At 37.9% G+C, this 14778-nt stretch carries 13 protein-coding genes; 9 read left to right on the forward strand and 4 right to left on the reverse strand.

What is annotated here, in order from left to right:
• Window positions 1–2: 2 nt before the first annotated feature.
• Window positions 3–833, reverse strand: coding sequence for a 2,5-didehydrogluconate reductase DkgA (gene dkgA / locus GWI97_RS03085; RefSeq protein ID WP_036932967.1), 831 nt, complete (start codon window positions 831–833; stop codon window positions 3–5).
• A gap of 28 nt (window positions 834–861) precedes the next feature.
• Entirely contained in the window at window positions 862–2019 is a 1158-nt protein-coding gene (locus GWI97_RS03090) for an iron-containing alcohol dehydrogenase (protein WP_036932966.1), read from the reverse strand.
• 180 nt (window positions 2020–2199) lie between these two features.
• Between GWI97_RS03090 and GWI97_RS03095 the strand changes: the two genes are divergently transcribed.
• Window positions 2200–2982, forward strand: coding sequence for a class I SAM-dependent methyltransferase (locus GWI97_RS03095; RefSeq protein ID WP_123821920.1), 783 nt, complete (start codon window positions 2200–2202; stop codon window positions 2980–2982).
• Between the two features lie 159 nt (window positions 2983–3141).
• Here the strand turns inward: GWI97_RS03095 and GWI97_RS03100 are convergent, their stop codons facing one another.
• Entirely contained in the window at window positions 3142–3810 is a 669-nt protein-coding gene (locus tag GWI97_RS03100; RefSeq protein WP_036932964.1) for a DedA family protein, read from the reverse strand.
• A 123-nt stretch (window positions 3811–3933) separates the two neighbouring features.
• On the reverse strand, window positions 3934–5124 hold the full coding sequence (metC, locus tag GWI97_RS03105) for a cystathionine beta-lyase (protein WP_036932962.1): 1191 nt from the start codon (window positions 5122–5124) through the stop codon (window positions 3934–3936).
• A 330-nt stretch (window positions 5125–5454) separates the two neighbouring features.
• On the opposite strand from metC, the gene exbB reads away from it, so the two are divergent.
• The 8 genes from exbB to hybE all read left to right on the forward strand — a co-directional run bounded on the left by exbB (window position 5455) and on the right by hybE (window position 14762).
• Window positions 5455–6465, forward strand: a complete 1011-nt coding sequence (gene exbB, locus GWI97_RS03110; protein WP_036932960.1) for a tonB-system energizer ExbB — start codon at window positions 5455–5457, stop codon at window positions 6463–6465.
• A 6-nt stretch (window positions 6466–6471) separates the two neighbouring features.
• The gene (gene exbD, locus GWI97_RS03115; RefSeq protein ID WP_036932959.1) at window positions 6472–6900 is read left to right on the forward strand and encodes a TonB system transport protein ExbD; all 429 of its coding nucleotides are present in this window, start codon (window positions 6472–6474) and stop codon (window positions 6898–6900) included.
• Window positions 6901–8780: 1880 nt separating this feature from the next.
• Window positions 8781–9905 (forward strand): hydrogenase 2 small subunit, encoded by a 1125-nt coding sequence (gene hybO / locus GWI97_RS03120; RefSeq protein WP_036932958.1) that lies wholly within the window; start codon window positions 8781–8783, stop codon window positions 9903–9905.
• Window positions 9902–10915, forward strand: coding sequence for a hydrogenase 2 operon protein HybA (gene hybA, locus GWI97_RS03125; protein WP_036911746.1), 1014 nt, complete (start codon window positions 9902–9904; stop codon window positions 10913–10915). Before hybO ends, hybA begins: the two co-directional genes overlap by 4 nt.
• Complete coding sequence (gene hybB, locus GWI97_RS03130; RefSeq protein WP_036932957.1) at window positions 10902–12083, forward strand: Ni/Fe-hydrogenase cytochrome b subunit; 1182 nt, start codon at window positions 10902–10904, stop codon at window positions 12081–12083. Before hybA ends, hybB begins: the two co-directional genes overlap by 14 nt.
• Complete coding sequence (gene hybC / locus GWI97_RS03135; RefSeq protein ID WP_036932955.1) at window positions 12080–13783, forward strand: hydrogenase 2 large subunit; 1704 nt, start codon at window positions 12080–12082, stop codon at window positions 13781–13783. The genes hybB and hybC overlap by 4 nt, the downstream gene beginning before the upstream one ends.
• Window positions 13783–14271, forward strand: a complete 489-nt coding sequence (locus tag GWI97_RS03140; RefSeq protein WP_036932954.1) for a HyaD/HybD family hydrogenase maturation endopeptidase — start codon at window positions 13783–13785, stop codon at window positions 14269–14271. Before hybC ends, GWI97_RS03140 begins: the two co-directional genes overlap by 1 nt.
• A complete protein-coding gene (hybE, locus tag GWI97_RS03145) occupies window positions 14268–14762 on the forward strand; it encodes a hydrogenase-2 assembly chaperone (RefSeq protein ID WP_036932953.1) in 495 nt (164 codons plus the stop codon). Before GWI97_RS03140 ends, hybE begins: the two co-directional genes overlap by 4 nt.
• Window positions 14763–14778: the final 16 nt, after the last annotated feature.

Here is a 14778-nt window from a genome sequence, read left to right on the forward strand (position 1 = left end):
AATTAGATATCAACAAAAATATCAGGATCAGGACCTAAGCGTTTTTTCTTCTCAAGTGTCGTTATTTCAGCAACTTCTTCTTTTTCTAATTTAAAATCAAAAATACGGAAATTCTCTTCAATACGAGATGGTGTAATTGATTTAGGTATCGCCACAAGCCCACTATCTAAATGCCAGCGTAAAACAATTTGTGCTGGTGTTTTATGATATTTCTCAGCAAGTTTTTGAATCATCGGTTGATCAAAGACACCTTCACCACCTTGTGCTAATGGGCTCCAAGATTCAGTCACAATATTATGAGTTGTGTTCCATGCTCTTAATGACGCTTGTTGCATTAAAGGATGAATTTCAATTTGGTTAATTACGGGGGTTACACCCGTTTCAGTAATGATCCGTTCAAGGTGTTCTTCTTTAAAATTACAGACACCAATGCTTTTTACTAAGCCTTCTTTTTGCAAAATAATCATTTGTTTCCACGCATCAACATAAAGCTCACGCGATGGTACTGGCCAATGCATTAAGTAGAGGTCAATATAATCAAGTTGCAAACGCTGGAGGCTTTCTAATAAGGCACCACGGGCATGGGATTGATCGTTATTCCATAATTTTGTGGTGATAAAAAGTTCATCACGGGGAATTGATGTCTGTTTGAGTGCTTTACCGACGCCTTCTTCATTGTGGTAAATCGCAGCCGTATCAAAAAGACGATAGCCTGTATCAAGAGCGTGATGAATTGCGTTAACAACTTGATGATTATCTGCTTGCCAAACACCAAGCCCAAGTTGTGGGATAGCATTTCCATCAGATAACTTGATTAGTTTAGGTTTATCCATTTTTGTCTCCAAAGTCGCATTAAAGCACTTAGAGTGCTGCTGTATAAATACGTTGACTGACTTCTAATGTGATATCTTGATGCTCGCCTAGTGCGGTTTGTCCATGCTCTTCCAATTTATGCACTAAAGCAGGAATGTCTTCTTCAGTGATTTTGAAATCAGCCAGTCGAGTTCTAAGTCCCATTAATTCAAAGAATTTTCGAGTTTCATTAATCGCAGTTTCAATTTTAAAAGCGTCAGAACCTTGGTTTATACCCCAAACTTTTTGTGCATATTGGATTAACTTCTCATATTTAGCCTGTCGTTTTTCATTTAATAGGGCCGGTAAAACGATGGCGAGAGTTTGTGCATGATCTAGCCCATGTAAAGCCGTAAGTTCATGACCTAATGCATGCGTAGCCCAATCTTGAGGAACACCAACACCAAGGATGCCATTAAGGGCTTGTGATGCTGTCCACATTATATTAGCACGGATATCATAATCTGTAGGCGATGTCAGCGCTTTTGGTCCTTGATCTATCAAGATACGTAAAAGACCTTCTGCATACTCATCTTGTACACGAGCATTCACAGGATAAGTGAGGTATTGCTCTAATATATGAATAAAAGCATCAACCACACCGTTAGCGGTTTGTCTTGGCGGTAAAGAATAAGTTGTTGTTGGATCTAAAATCGCGCAATGAGGATAAACATGAGGACTGGCAAAGCTTTGCTTATCCATCGTCTGTTTTCTACTAATAACAGAGAAGCTGTTAGTTTCCGTACCGGTCGCAGGCAGTGTCAATACACAACTCAAAGGTATCGCTTTTTCGATTACTTTACCGCGACTTGTCACGATTTCCCAAGGTTCACCTTTATAAGGTATAGCCGCAGCAATAAATTTTGTACCATCAATAACTGAGCCACCGCCGACTGCTAGTAAGTGTGTAATACCGTGGTATCTTGCATAAGAAACAGCTTTCATTAGCGTTTCATAAGAAGGGTTGGGTTCAATCCCACTAAATTCATGAATTTGATAGCCTGGAAGAGCGGTATAAATCTGATCTAATACGCCATTGCGCTTAATACTACCACCACCGTAAGTAAGTAGAATTCTTTCATTTTTCCCAATTTCAGAACGAAGTTTATCTATTTGTCCTTGACCAAAATGAAGGCGAGTTGGCGAGTAATAAGTAAAGTTTTGCATTTTGTTTCCACCTTAATTCGATGTTCTGAAGCATGACAATTAATCAGGGAAAAGTTTTCCACTGTGTCTAGACAGGATAGCCCGATATAACTATAACCTCTAAGGTTGTAGAAATAAGAGATGAATTATTTTTCTTAATGGCTACAACAATTCAATTGTAGTTAATTTATAAGGAGTAATATGGAAAGTCATTATTTAACATTAAACCAAGAACACTGGGATAAACAAGCTGTAATGGAAAATCAGTGGTCTAAGCCTGTGAGTGATGAAGAAATTATGGCGGCAAAGCAAGGCAACTGGAAAGTACATTTAACACCTAGTCCTGTTAAGAATGAGTGGTTAGCGGACATTAAAGGTAAAAAAATACTCTGTTTAGCGTCTGCTGGTGGACAACAAGCACCTATTTTGGCCGCCGCTGGTGGTATCGTAACCGTATTTGATTTATCAGAAGGGCAATTAAGTAAAGATCGCCAATTGGCACAAGAACATCAGTTAAATTTGGTAACAGTACAAGGTGATATGGCTGATTTAACTGCATTTACTGATGAAAGCTTTGATATTATTTTTCACCCTATCTCAAACTTATATGTGCCAGATGTGAATCCAGTGTGGCAAGAATGCTACCGTGTTTTGAAAAAAGGCGGTGTGCTGATGGCGAGTTTTTATAATCCAGTTGTATTTGTTGATGATAGAGATCCGCAATTGCGCTCACAGGGATTAATAAGACCAATTTATCGCTTACCATATAGCGATCAAGGTTCACTGCCTTTGGATATTCTGCAAGAAAAAGTTGCTAAAGGTGATGGGCTCGTATTTGGCCACTCTCTGACTGATCTTATTGGTGGACAGTTAACGGCAGGTTTTTTATTGCAAGATTTTGTTGAAGAATTTGCTCCTCATGCTCGTTTTCTCATTGACAGTTATATTCCAACATTTCTTGCTTCAAAAGCGATTAAGCTTTAAAAAAATAGAGTAGGAAGAATATGATTGTGATTTATATAAATGGATTTTTAGTCAGATATTAATAGGTGTGGAGATAAGACAATGAGCAACTGAACTCTTGAAATATTAGATGGTTAAAACACGCCATTATGATGATTAAAATAATGGCGTGTTTTTTTATTATTTATTGTTGGTGCTATTTTTGCGATGGCGAATATACATCACAATCGAACCAATTAAGCCAGCGCTTAAAAGCAATACGGGTAATGTCATCAGAATATTCATCACTAATGTTTCATGCTTTTGAATGAAGGGAATTAAATTCAATACATAACCTAGTGAAACAATAATACCTACCCATAAAAAGCCACTTAACCAGTTAAATATTTGGAAGCGACGTTGTTGCAATTCCGATAAGCCCGCTAATGTTGGTAATAATGTTCGTACAAAACCGATGAAACGACCAATTAATAGTGCATACAACCCTTGTCGATGGAAAAGATCATTGGCTTTATGGTGATATTGCTCTGGTAATTGAGCCATCCAGCGTTTAACGATTTTTGTATCACTTAGCCAGCGACCTTGTAAAAAGCCAAGCCAACTCCCAAAACTGGCGGCAGTACCTAATATGATGATTGTTGGAAAGAAGTGTAAAACATCTTTTGCAATTAAGGCACCGCAAAGAATAAGCAGTGTATCTCCAGGTAAAAATGCGGCGGGTAATACCCCGTTTTCCAGCATAATAATAACAAAAAGAACAATATAGATAACCCATAACACATTAGGATTAGCCAACACCATATAATCGTGTTGCATTAATGCGTGAATTATCTCTTTTAATGTACTCATTAGCGAACTCGTATTAAAAAGACTTTATGTTCGTTATTCTAACGCAAAATAAAGATAACAGTTTGATTTAATCCCTGTGGTTCCACAGGGATAGATTTTTTTTAATAAAAAATTCATTATTTATTAGGAAATACGTAAAAACGCGCACTCTAGATCTTCAATAAGATCGTCTACATTTTCTAATCCGATATGGATGCGAAATAACGTTCCTGTAAATGTGGATTGAGTTTCATATTGGCGCATCGATTTAATATCATTGGGGTGATAACCTAAAATTAAAGATTCAAATCCTCCCCATGAAAATGCCATTTTAAATAATGAAAAGTTATCTAAGAAAAGTGAAAATTCTTCAGGCGTTAAAATTCTCTTTAAACTAAAAGAGAACAAACCGTTGCTACCGGAGAAATCACGTTGAAAATATTCATGCCCTGGGCAAGAGGCTAGTGCAGGGTGATAAACATTATCAACTAATGGGTGTTGTTTTAGCCAACGAGCAACTTCCAATGCACTTTGCTCATGTTGCTTCATTCTCACTGGTAATGTTCTTAATCCTCTCGCTGTCATATAAGCAGTATCAGGATCAACACATTGACCTAATAAATAGGTATTTTCTCGTAACTGCTCCCAACAACGTTCATTCGCTACAGCAAAACCTAACATGCCATCGGAGTGGCCATTAATATATTTTGTGGCAGATTGGATTGAAATATCGACATCGAAAGTAAGTGGTTTAAGCAGGTATCCTGCCGCCCAAGTGTTATCAATCATTATAATGATTTCAGGATTATATTGGCGAATCGAGCTGACTATTCCTTGTAGATCTTGAATTTCCATCGTGATTGAACCGGGGGATTCAAGAAAAACAATTTTTGTTTCAGGTCGTAGTAGTTGACTGATGTTTTTACCGATTAGAGGATCAAAATAGGTTGTTGTGACGGAAAATTTGCGCAAGATCTGATCACAAAAATTTTGTGTTGGATCGTAAGCTGATCCTGTCACAAGAATATGCGAGCCTTGCTCAACAAACGCGAGTATTGACTGTGTAATAGCTGCCGCACCCGAAGGGAAAAGTGCACAACCTGCACCTTGTTCTAATTCAGTTAGGGCTTCTTGTAAGGCAAAGTGAGTGGTTGTGCCTCGACGTCCATAAAAAAGTGTACCTTCAGCACGTTTTTTCGTTGCTTCACGTTTTTGTGCAACCGAATCAAAAATAACGGATGAAGTTCGTTGTATAATTGGGTTTACTGCGCTTTGGGCATATTTTTTATCTCGACCAGAAAGGAGGAGTGAGGTTTCTTGTTTTTTTAGCGTCATCCTTAATACCTTCTTTTTAATTGATGGTGTGTTTACTTCACGGTAATTCATTTTTTGGATAAGTACAAAAGACGATCGACATAGTTGATAAAATTTCACGTTACGTGAAATAACGATAATTTGTCTTAAAAATCGACAAATGAAAAAAAAATAGCCAAATAGTAATGATAATTACTATCAAAATGCTTCATGTTTGATATCATTTGAGCGTTTTCTCTTTCCTGATGGCAAACAGGATGATTGTAAGCGAACGATTTTGGGTAAGTAGTGACTGAAAAGCGTCATTACTGAATAAATAAATAGATAAAAAAGAGAGTAAAAGGCCAACTGATGCGTAATTTGACAGCTTCTATTCTATTGGCAATAGGTCTGACAGGCTCTGCTTTTGCGGATACGACTCCTGCCACACCAACCGAACAGCCAACTACTGCTGCCGTTTCTTCAACAGCTTCTACACAGGGAACTGCTACAACCGCAACACCGACAACAGACTCATCTGCTAATACAGGCAATGAAGTTAAAACGCCGGGATCTGAACCGGCTAAGCTTGAGGGTGAAAATACATCACTTACAACGGCTGAAAACGCAGAAAATACTCCGCCAGCGACAGAAAATATGTCATCACAAGTAGAGCCAGAAATGGTGACAGGGGGAGGATTTGCAGAAGATCTGTCCGTTATGGGCATGTATCGTAATGCCGATTTAGTCGTTAAGAGCGTTATGATTGGCTTACTGTTAGCGTCTATTGTGACGTGGGCATTATTTTTCGCCAAAGGAAGCTACTTACTTTCATTGCGTCGTCGATTAAGAAATGAAACAGCGCAATTAGTTGATGCTAAATCACTTAATGATGCTTTAGCTATTAGCAAAAAATTCGGTAATAAGAGCGCGACGGCTGATTTCTTTAATGATGCTGAATTAGAGCGTACTTACTCTCAAGAAAGTAAAGTGGCATCAGGCATTAAAGAACGTGTTGAAATGCGTATGGAACGTCGAGTTGCTGCTATTGTTCGTGAGTTAGGCCGTGGTAATGGCTACTTAGCTACTATTGGCGCAATTTCTCCATTTATTGGTCTTTTTGGTACGGTTTGGGGAATTATGAACAGCTTTATTGGTATTGCACATTCTCAAACGACTAACTTGGCGGTTGTTGCTCCAGGGATTGCTGAAGCCTTATTAGCGACTGCGATTGGTCTGATTGCTGCAATTCCGGCCGTTATCATTTATAACATTTTTGCTCGTATGATCGCAGGCTATCGTGGTGAAATTGGTGATATTGCAACAGGTGTGGTGACATTAGTTAGCCGTGACTTAGATATCGAAAACAGCAAAGCAAGGTAATGAATTATGGCAATGCGTCTTGGTGATGATTCAGGTGATGATAATGAATTACATGATATCAATGTGACGCCTTTTATTGATGTCATGTTGGTTCTGCTCATTATCTTTATGGTAGCCGCGCCTTTAGCTACCGTTGATATAAAAGTAAATTTACCCGCTTCAAGTGCAAAACCACAGCCTCGCCCTGAAAAGCCTGTTTATTTGACCATAAAGTCTGATAAGCAAATTTTCATTGGTGAAGAGAGGGTCACACATGAAACGATGGCTAATGTGTTAGATACCATGACACAAGCAAACAAGGAGACCACCATCTTTTTCCAGGCAGATAAAACGGTTGATTATGAAACGTTAATGGCTGCAATGGATTCGTTAAGAAAGGCGGGGTATCTTAAAGTTGGATTAGTAGGAATGGAAACTGTCTCTACAGGCAATTAACATTTAAAAATATGCTCTTCAACTAAGTATTATTACGCTATTTAAAAAGTACTTTATTTGTCGTTGTGAAATGATGAATAAAGTGCTTTTTTATTATACAAAAAATAACGGTTATATTTTTACTGCTTTTAGTTATTAACAAGGTTATTAATAAAATTGAGTTAGAATCAAATTTAGCTTTAGTCTTAAATAATGTTAATAATAGGTAGATTAATTTTAAGAATAAACAATTAATTTAGTTTGCTCGGTAAAAATAAGCTGAATCAATTAATGCTAAGTAGATATTATTATTTCAACTTACTTTACATTAATATTCATTAACTCTTCATTTTTTTTCACTTTTAGATTTGTTGATATTTGCTTTTTTAAGTTAAATTTTTCTATAACCATATGATTAGTGGTGTTTTTGTTTTAATTTGATTTAAGTGTAAAAATGCTTGCGCAAAAAATCTTATTGGATATAATGCATTCACATTACAAATTGAAACATTTTGTAATGTGCCAGAACGCCTAATTTATTTATTATCTAAGTTATCCGTATTTGGATACTTATTTTTTTATTGCACCAGGTAGACCGTTGTTTTCAGTCATTCCAATTTCTGGTAAGTAGATTTTATTTACTTATTCAAACCACTTCTTGTCTTTGATAAGCGGTGAGTACAATAAAACGTGAAAGGCAGAGAACTACACATAGCATTTTATTATTTTAATAAATTTAAAGGCCATAACATTTCGGTGTTATGGCCTTTTATTTTGTTGATGGGATCTATTTTTATCACTCCAGTCATTCCAAGGTGTTAATCTAAAGCACATAGACCTTACTTTTATCTCCTTATTCTTGGTTTTTCTCCCACTCTCACAAGGTTTTGTCAGACTGAATAGTACAAACAGTTAACAAAGTGTTTTTCTATTTTTCAGATTTATGAGCACTTCTTTCATCTATTCTTACAAAAATAAGAAATATGCTTTATTTGGGGATTTTTTATCGATAATTTGTATTTTTTTATCTATAAAAACAACAAAAATTTAACATAAAAATTTAGCTAGGTTAATTTCGTTATAAATTCGATAGGTTATAAAATAACTTTATGTAATTATCCCCATGGTTTACTAGTTAGTAATTATTAATGATCAGATCTTTTGAATGTCAGTTCTCATTATTATGTATTTAATTATATAACGATTTCATAGTAGGGGATTATCTTATTCCAAAAACGAATATACATATAACTATATGAAAAATGATAAGAAAAATAGGTTGGTTTTTGGTTAAAAAATAAGCAGAGTTATGATGGTTAAAAATGAATAACAAAAGAAAATGGACTAAATTAGTCATTAAAATAAGCTGAAATTAAATATATTAATGTAATCATTTATTGTTTATGAAATGCAATTTTTAACATTATTTATGATGTAATGTAAAGGTTGATAATATGAAAACAAGAGTCGTCATTATAATTAAAGAATATATTTAAATTAATTTTTAATAACTTTTATTAGAAAGTTAAAATAATTAATTATTAATTTTGTATTATTTTAAATATATTGTCTTATAAATTGATTGTTTTTTGACTTACTTGTATCTTTATGATTATTAACAATTTAAATATTTATAACTCTTCATCTATCGAGTTAATGAGAATTATTTCTATTTCTTTTATCATTTCTAAATAAAGTCGTAATAAATTTAAAATGACGCAATATATAAAAAATAGATATTAAACCTTATATTGCTGAAACGTTTTTACTCACATAAAAGAATAATTTATTTTTTAATGAATTATCGCTTGATAATGATCAAGTCATTATTGTGTCGTAGTGTTAAAAAGGCGGTGTTTTAAAATTATTCCAATTAAAAATCATCATATCAGGAGAGATATATGGCCTTGGGGAATAATGTTTTTTCCCATCATGGTATTAACCGACGCGATTTTATGAAATTGTGTGCTGCGTTGTCAGCTACCATGGGATTAAGCGGCAAAGCTGCCGCAGAAATGTCAGAAGCAATGGTGTCAACTGAACGCCCACCGGTTATTTGGATTGGTGCTCAGGAGTGTACAGGGTGTACGGAGTCTTTATTACGTGCGACTCACCCGACTCTGGAAAATCTTGTGCTTGATGTTATTGCACTCGAATATCACGAAGTGCTTTCTTCGGCTTTTGGTGATCAAGCTGAAGAAAATAAACACAATGCGATGGAGAAATATAAAGGTAAGTACGTTCTCGTTGTCGATGGTTCAATCCCAGACAAAGATGGCGGTGTTTACTGTATGGTTGCAGGAAAACCTATTATTGAGCATATCAAAGAAGCCGCTGAAGGGGCCGCTGCGATTATTGCGATTGGTTCATGTTCTGCATGGGGGGGAGTGCCTGCTACTGGAGGTAACCCAACAGGTGCTAAATCACTGGAAGCGATTTTACCAGGTAAAACTGTTATCAATATTCCAGGATGCCCACCAAACCCACATAACTTCTTAGCGACGGTTGCACATATTATTACTTTCAATAAATTGCCTAAGTTAGATAGCAAGAACAGACCGCTTTTTGCTTATGAGCGTTTAATTCACGAAAACTGTGAACGTCGCCCTCATTTTGACGCGGGTCGTTTTGCTAAAGAGTTTGGTGATGAAGGTCATCGTCAAGGTTGGTGTTTATACCATTTAGGCTGTAAAGGGCCTGAAACCTATGGTAACTGCCCGACATTGGAATTCTGCGATGTTGGTGGTGGAATTTGGCCTGTAGGTATTGGTCACCCTTGTTACGGATGTAATGAAGAAGGGATTGGCTTTACTAAAGGTATTTTCCAATTAGCGAATGTTTATCAGCCAACACCAAAAGCGCAAGTACCTGATGTTAATGCGAAAGAAGGTGGTGGCGTGTCTTATGGTGCTGCGGGCTTGCTCGGTGCTGTTGTCGGTGCGGTTGCCGGTGTCAGTGTGATGGCTGTGCGTCAATTAGGCCGTGACAAGAATGCCACAGGAGCCTCACAGGAGGATAAACGGTGAATAGGCGTCATTTCTTTAAGCTGGCATCAGGTGGGGTTCTCCTTGCGGGAATGGCTCCCACTGCGAGTCATGCTGCGGCGCAGAACCGTCCCCCGATTCCTGGGTCTCTCGGTATGCTCTACGACTCTACATTATGTGTAGGCTGTCAAGCATGTGTCACTAAATGTCAGGAAATCAATCATCCGGAGCCAATGGAGCGTGGTGATACTTACGCTAATGGCGATCCGATTTGGTCAAACAACGATAAATTAAGTCCTTACACAAATAATATTATTCAAATTTGGCGTGATGGTACGGGTGAAAATAAAGACCAACTGGAAAACGGTTATGCTTTCATTAAGAAACAATGTATGCATTGTGTTGATGCGAACTGCGTTTCCGTTTGCCCTGTTTCTGCGTTAACCAAAGATCCAAAAACCGGTATTGTCCATTATCACGCGGATATCTGTACAGGTTGTCGTTACTGTATGGTGGGATGCCCTTATAACATTCCAAAATACGATTATGATGATCCATTTGGTAAGCTCTATAAATGCGAGCTTTGTAACCAAAAAGGTGTTGAGCGTTTAGATAAAGGCTTATTACCAGGCTGTGTTGAAGTTTGTCCTACTGGTGCAGTTATTTTCGGTACACGCGAAGAATTGCTAGAAGAAGCAAAACGTCGTTTAGCGAAAAAAGCGGGTGAAGAATATCATTACCCACGTCAAACCATTAGTGGTGGCGATACTTATCTACATAAAATTCCTGAATATCAAGATCATATCTATGGTGAGTTTGAAGGTGGCGGTACGCAAGTCATGGTACTTTCTGCGGTTCCTTTCGACAATTTAGGAATGCCAGAAGTGGCACCATTATCAACGGGTGCGCGTTCTGAACATATTCAACATACGCTTTATAAAGGCATGGTATTACCAATAGCAGCCCTTGCAGGGATCACCTATTTGGTTAACCGTAATAGTAAAAAACAAGAGCAGGAACACCACAAGGAGGATAACGATGTCGAGTCATGATCCTCGTCCACTTGGCGGTAAGTTATTTACTCTAGCAGTAAGAGTATTTTTACCGCTTGCTGTGCTCGGTTTTATTCTTATTGGTAAGCGTTTGGTATTAGGTCTGGGCGATGTCTCTGACCTGAATGGGGGATACCCTTGGGGTATTTGGATTGCCTTTGACTTATTGATAGGAACAGGCTTTGCATGTGGCGGTTGGGCACTTGCATGGGCTGTTTATGTCTTTAATAAAGGGGAGTTTCACCCATTAGTGCGTCCTGCATTACTCGCGAGCTTGTTTGGCTATTCATTAGGTGGTTTATCCATCGCTATTGATATTGGTCGTTATTGGAACATGCCTCACTTCTTTATGCCGCAATACTTTAACGTTAACTCAGTGTTGTTTGAAACAGCGACCTGTATGACCATCTATATTATGGTGATGGCATTAGAATTCTTACCTGCGTTATTAGAACGTTTAGGTTGGAAAGTGTCGTTGAAACGTCTTAATAAAGCGATGTTCTTTATTATTGGTCTTGGTGCTTTACTGCCAACCATGCACCAATCCTCAATGGGATCATTAATGATTTCAGCGGGTTGGAAAGTACATCCACTGTGGCAATCTTATGAGATGTTACCGCTGTTTTCTTTACTAACAGCCTTTATTCTCGGTTTCACTATCGTTATTTTTGAAGGTTCGCTGTTAAAAGCAAGCCGTACCATGAATGATGACGAAACACCATTGTTTACCAAGCTAACACGAGTGATCGAAGTGTTATTGATTACTTTCTTGGTACTACGTTGGGGCGAGGTAATTTGGAACGGTAAACTCAGTTATATCGCAAATGGGGATATGTTCTCTTGGTTATTCATTGCTGAAAGTGCATTGTTGCTTATCCCACTTGTGCTTATGCATCTGAATGATAATCGTCGTAACCCAAGAATGTTGTTTGTATGCGCATTATTTATGCTTATTGGCGCAGCAATGTGGCGTATGAATTACTCTTTAGTTGCTTATAATCCAGGCAATGGTTACCACTATTTCCCAACAGCAAGTGAATTATTGATTTCTATTGGCTTCGTTGCATTTGAAGTAACTGCTTACATTCTTATTATCCGTTTATTGCCGGTTTTACCTGCACAAACAGATTCAAATATACAATTAAAAAAGGCTGAGGTTAAATCATGAGCCAACGCATTACTATTGATCCTATTACCCGTATTGAAGGGCATTTACGCGTCGATTGTGAAATTGATAACGGAAAAGTTGTTAAGGCTTGGTCTTCCGGTACCATGTGGCGCGGAATGGAGGAGATCCTAAAAGGAAGCGATCCTCGTGATGCATGGATTATCGTGCAACGTATTTGTGGTGTTTGTACGACAGTTCACGCGATTGCCTCAGTACGTGCAGTTGAAGATGCCTTAGGTATGGATATTCCTGTCAATGCGCAATATATCCGTAACATTATTTTGGCTTCTCATATTCTTCATGACCATATCGTTCACTTCTATCAGCTTTCTGCGATGGACTGGGTTGATATTACTTCTGCATTACAAGCCGATCCTGAAAAAGCATCAGCGATGCTGAAAGGCGTTTCTAAGTGGCAATTAAATTCTGCTGAAGAATTTAGAAAAGTACAGAAAAAAATCCAAGGTTTAGTAGATAGCGGTCAGTTAGGTATTTTCGCTAATGGTTATTGGGGTCACTCAGCCATGAAATTACCACCAGAAGTTAACTTGATTGCCGTTGCTCACTATCTGCAAGCTCTTGAATGTCAGCGTGATGCAAACCGTATCGTTGCTGTTCTTGGTGGTAAAACACCTCATATCCAAAACTTGGCTGTGGGGGGGGTTGCTAACCCAATTAATCTTGATGCACCAAGTGTTCTTAACTTAGAACGTTTAATGTATGTGAAGCACTTTATCGATAATCTTGGTGATTTTATTGAACAAGTTTATAAAGTCGATACCGCTATTTTTGCTGCTTATTATCCAGAGTGGCTAAAAATTGGTAAAGGAGCTAACTACTATTTATCTGTACCTGAGTTACCAATCAATGGTAATAACACCGAGTTTTTACTGTCTGGTGGTTATATGGAAGGCGTTGATTTCTCAACGTATCGTCCAATTAAAAACTGGAAAGATGAAAACCTGAAAGACGGTATAGAAGAAAGTGGTAAACACGCATGGTATGAAGATGATGAACCATTAAAACCATGGGAAGGCTTAACTCGTCCTAAATACACAGGCTGGGATGAAAACAATAAATACTCATGGGTTAAATCACCAACATTCTATGGCAAACCTGTAGAAGTCGGCACATTAGCGTGGTTAGTGTGTGGTTTAGCAGGTAAGCACGAAGGTACTGTTAAGCACTATAACGAAGTTAATGAGATATATACTAAATTAACAGGTGAAACACTGGTTAATGAGCAGTTAGAGTCAACTTGGGGACGTATTATTGGACGTACTGTTCATGCTTGCGTATTACAAGATTCTCTGAACTTCTTATGGCAATCACTGGTTGATAATATTGGTCGTGGTGACACAACTGCCTTTATTAAACCAGAGTTTGAACCAGGTAAAGAGTATCGTGGGGTGGGTTTTGAAGAAGCCTCTCGCGGTATGTTATCTCACTGGATCGTGTTTAAAGACGGTAAAATTACTAACTATCAGGCCGTTGTTCCATCAACATGGAATGCGGGTCCTCGTAACTTTAATGATGAACCGGGTCCTTATGAGTTATCACTTGTTGGTACACCTGTTGCTGATCCTAAAAAACCATTAGAAGTGGTAAGAACGATCCACTCCTTTGACCCATGTATGGCATGTGCTGTACATATGGTTGATTTAACAGGTAAAGAACTGAGTAAGGTGAAGGTATTATAATGCGTACACTTGTCTTAGGTATTGGTAATTTATTACTAAGCGATGAAGGCATTGGTGTTCGTATCGTAGAGGCGCTCGAAGAGCGCTTCTCTTTACCAGAGAACGTCGATGTTATTGATGGTGGCACATCAGGAATGGAAATTTTGCAAGATATCGCTGCAAGAGACCTCCTGATTGTTGCCGATGCGGTAAGAAGTAATCATGAACCAGGCAGTATTTTTGTTTTACATGATGATGATGTTCCTGCGCTTTTTACACAGAAGATCTCGCCTCATCAACTAGGTTTATCTGATGTGTTAATGGCTTTACGTATGACGGATGAATTTCCACGTAAGCTTATTTTAGTGGGTATTGAGCCAGCATCATTAGAGCCGAGTATGTCATTGTCTGACATTGGTGAAAAATCAATGGAGATTGCGCTAGAACATGTGGTGAATATTTTGCGTGAATACGGCATTCCTGTCACACCTAAAGAGGTAACAGCATGAGTGAATTAAGCTGGGATATCCTAGGATATGATGAACCGCCTGTTGAGCAACTTGAAGCACGTTTTAGTGAAATTGCTGAAAAAGAGATGAAAAGTCTTCCTTTTTATCGCGAGGGTATTCCTGTAAAAGCAGGAGGCTTTACCTTATTTGAAAATCAATGGATTGGTGCTGTTTTAACGCCTTGGATGTTAGAACTTGTCGTTTTTCCAGGACCGTCACAAGAATGGCCACATCGTAAAGTGGGTGATCGCATAGGGTTAGAGCTACCTTGTGGTCAGATTAAATTCGTTGTGGGTGAACTTGCGGGTGGAATGCAATACCTTGCTTGTTCATTAATGTCGCCACTTGATAGACATTTAGTAGCGGAACATGCTGTGGAGTTGGTTGAAAATAGTGTGAAAATGGCTCTTTCTCTTCCTGTTCAGACACAATCCGTAGCAGAAGTTGATTTAAGTCGTCGTTCTCTCTTCCGAGGTCAGTTAAGATCATAGTGTAGAAATTTTACGC

It is taken from the genome of Proteus sp. G2300 (assembly GCF_009915965.1).
GTDB classification, from domain to species: domain Bacteria; phylum Pseudomonadota; class Gammaproteobacteria; order Enterobacterales; family Enterobacteriaceae; genus Proteus; species Proteus vulgaris.

What these genes read in the sequence shown, in the direction of transcription:
- hybC (WP_036932955.1), top strand. Translation starts at nt 12,080, where the DNA reads ATGAGCCAACGCATTACTATTGATCCTATTACCCGTATTGAAGGGCAT.
- GWI97_RS03100 (WP_036932964.1), bottom strand. Translation starts at nt 3,810, where the DNA reads ATGAGTACATTAAAAGAGATAATTCACGCATTAATGCAACACGATTAT.
- exbB (WP_036932960.1), top strand. Translation starts at nt 5,455, where the DNA reads ATGCGTAATTTGACAGCTTCTATTCTATTGGCAATAGGTCTGACAGGC.
- hybO (WP_036932958.1), top strand. Translation starts at nt 8,781, where the DNA reads ATGGCCTTGGGGAATAATGTTTTTTCCCATCATGGTATTAACCGACGC.
- GWI97_RS03140 (WP_036932954.1), top strand. Translation starts at nt 13,783, where the DNA reads ATGCGTACACTTGTCTTAGGTATTGGTAATTTATTACTAAGCGATGAA.
- hybE (WP_036932953.1), top strand. Translation starts at nt 14,268, where the DNA reads ATGAGTGAATTAAGCTGGGATATCCTAGGATATGATGAACCGCCTGTT.
- metC (WP_036932962.1), bottom strand. Translation starts at nt 5,124, where the DNA reads ATGACGCTAAAAAAACAAGAAACCTCACTCCTCCTTTCTGGTCGAGAT.
- dkgA (WP_036932967.1), bottom strand. Translation starts at nt 833, where the DNA reads ATGGATAAACCTAAACTAATCAAGTTATCTGATGGAAATGCTATCCCA.
- hybB (WP_036932957.1), top strand. Translation starts at nt 10,902, where the DNA reads ATGTCGAGTCATGATCCTCGTCCACTTGGCGGTAAGTTATTTACTCTA.
- GWI97_RS03090 (WP_036932966.1), bottom strand. Translation starts at nt 2,019, where the DNA reads ATGCAAAACTTTACTTATTACTCGCCAACTCGCCTTCATTTTGGTCAA.
- GWI97_RS03095 (WP_123821920.1), top strand. Translation starts at nt 2,200, where the DNA reads ATGGAAAGTCATTATTTAACATTAAACCAAGAACACTGGGATAAACAA.
- exbD (WP_036932959.1), top strand. Translation starts at nt 6,472, where the DNA reads ATGGCAATGCGTCTTGGTGATGATTCAGGTGATGATAATGAATTACAT.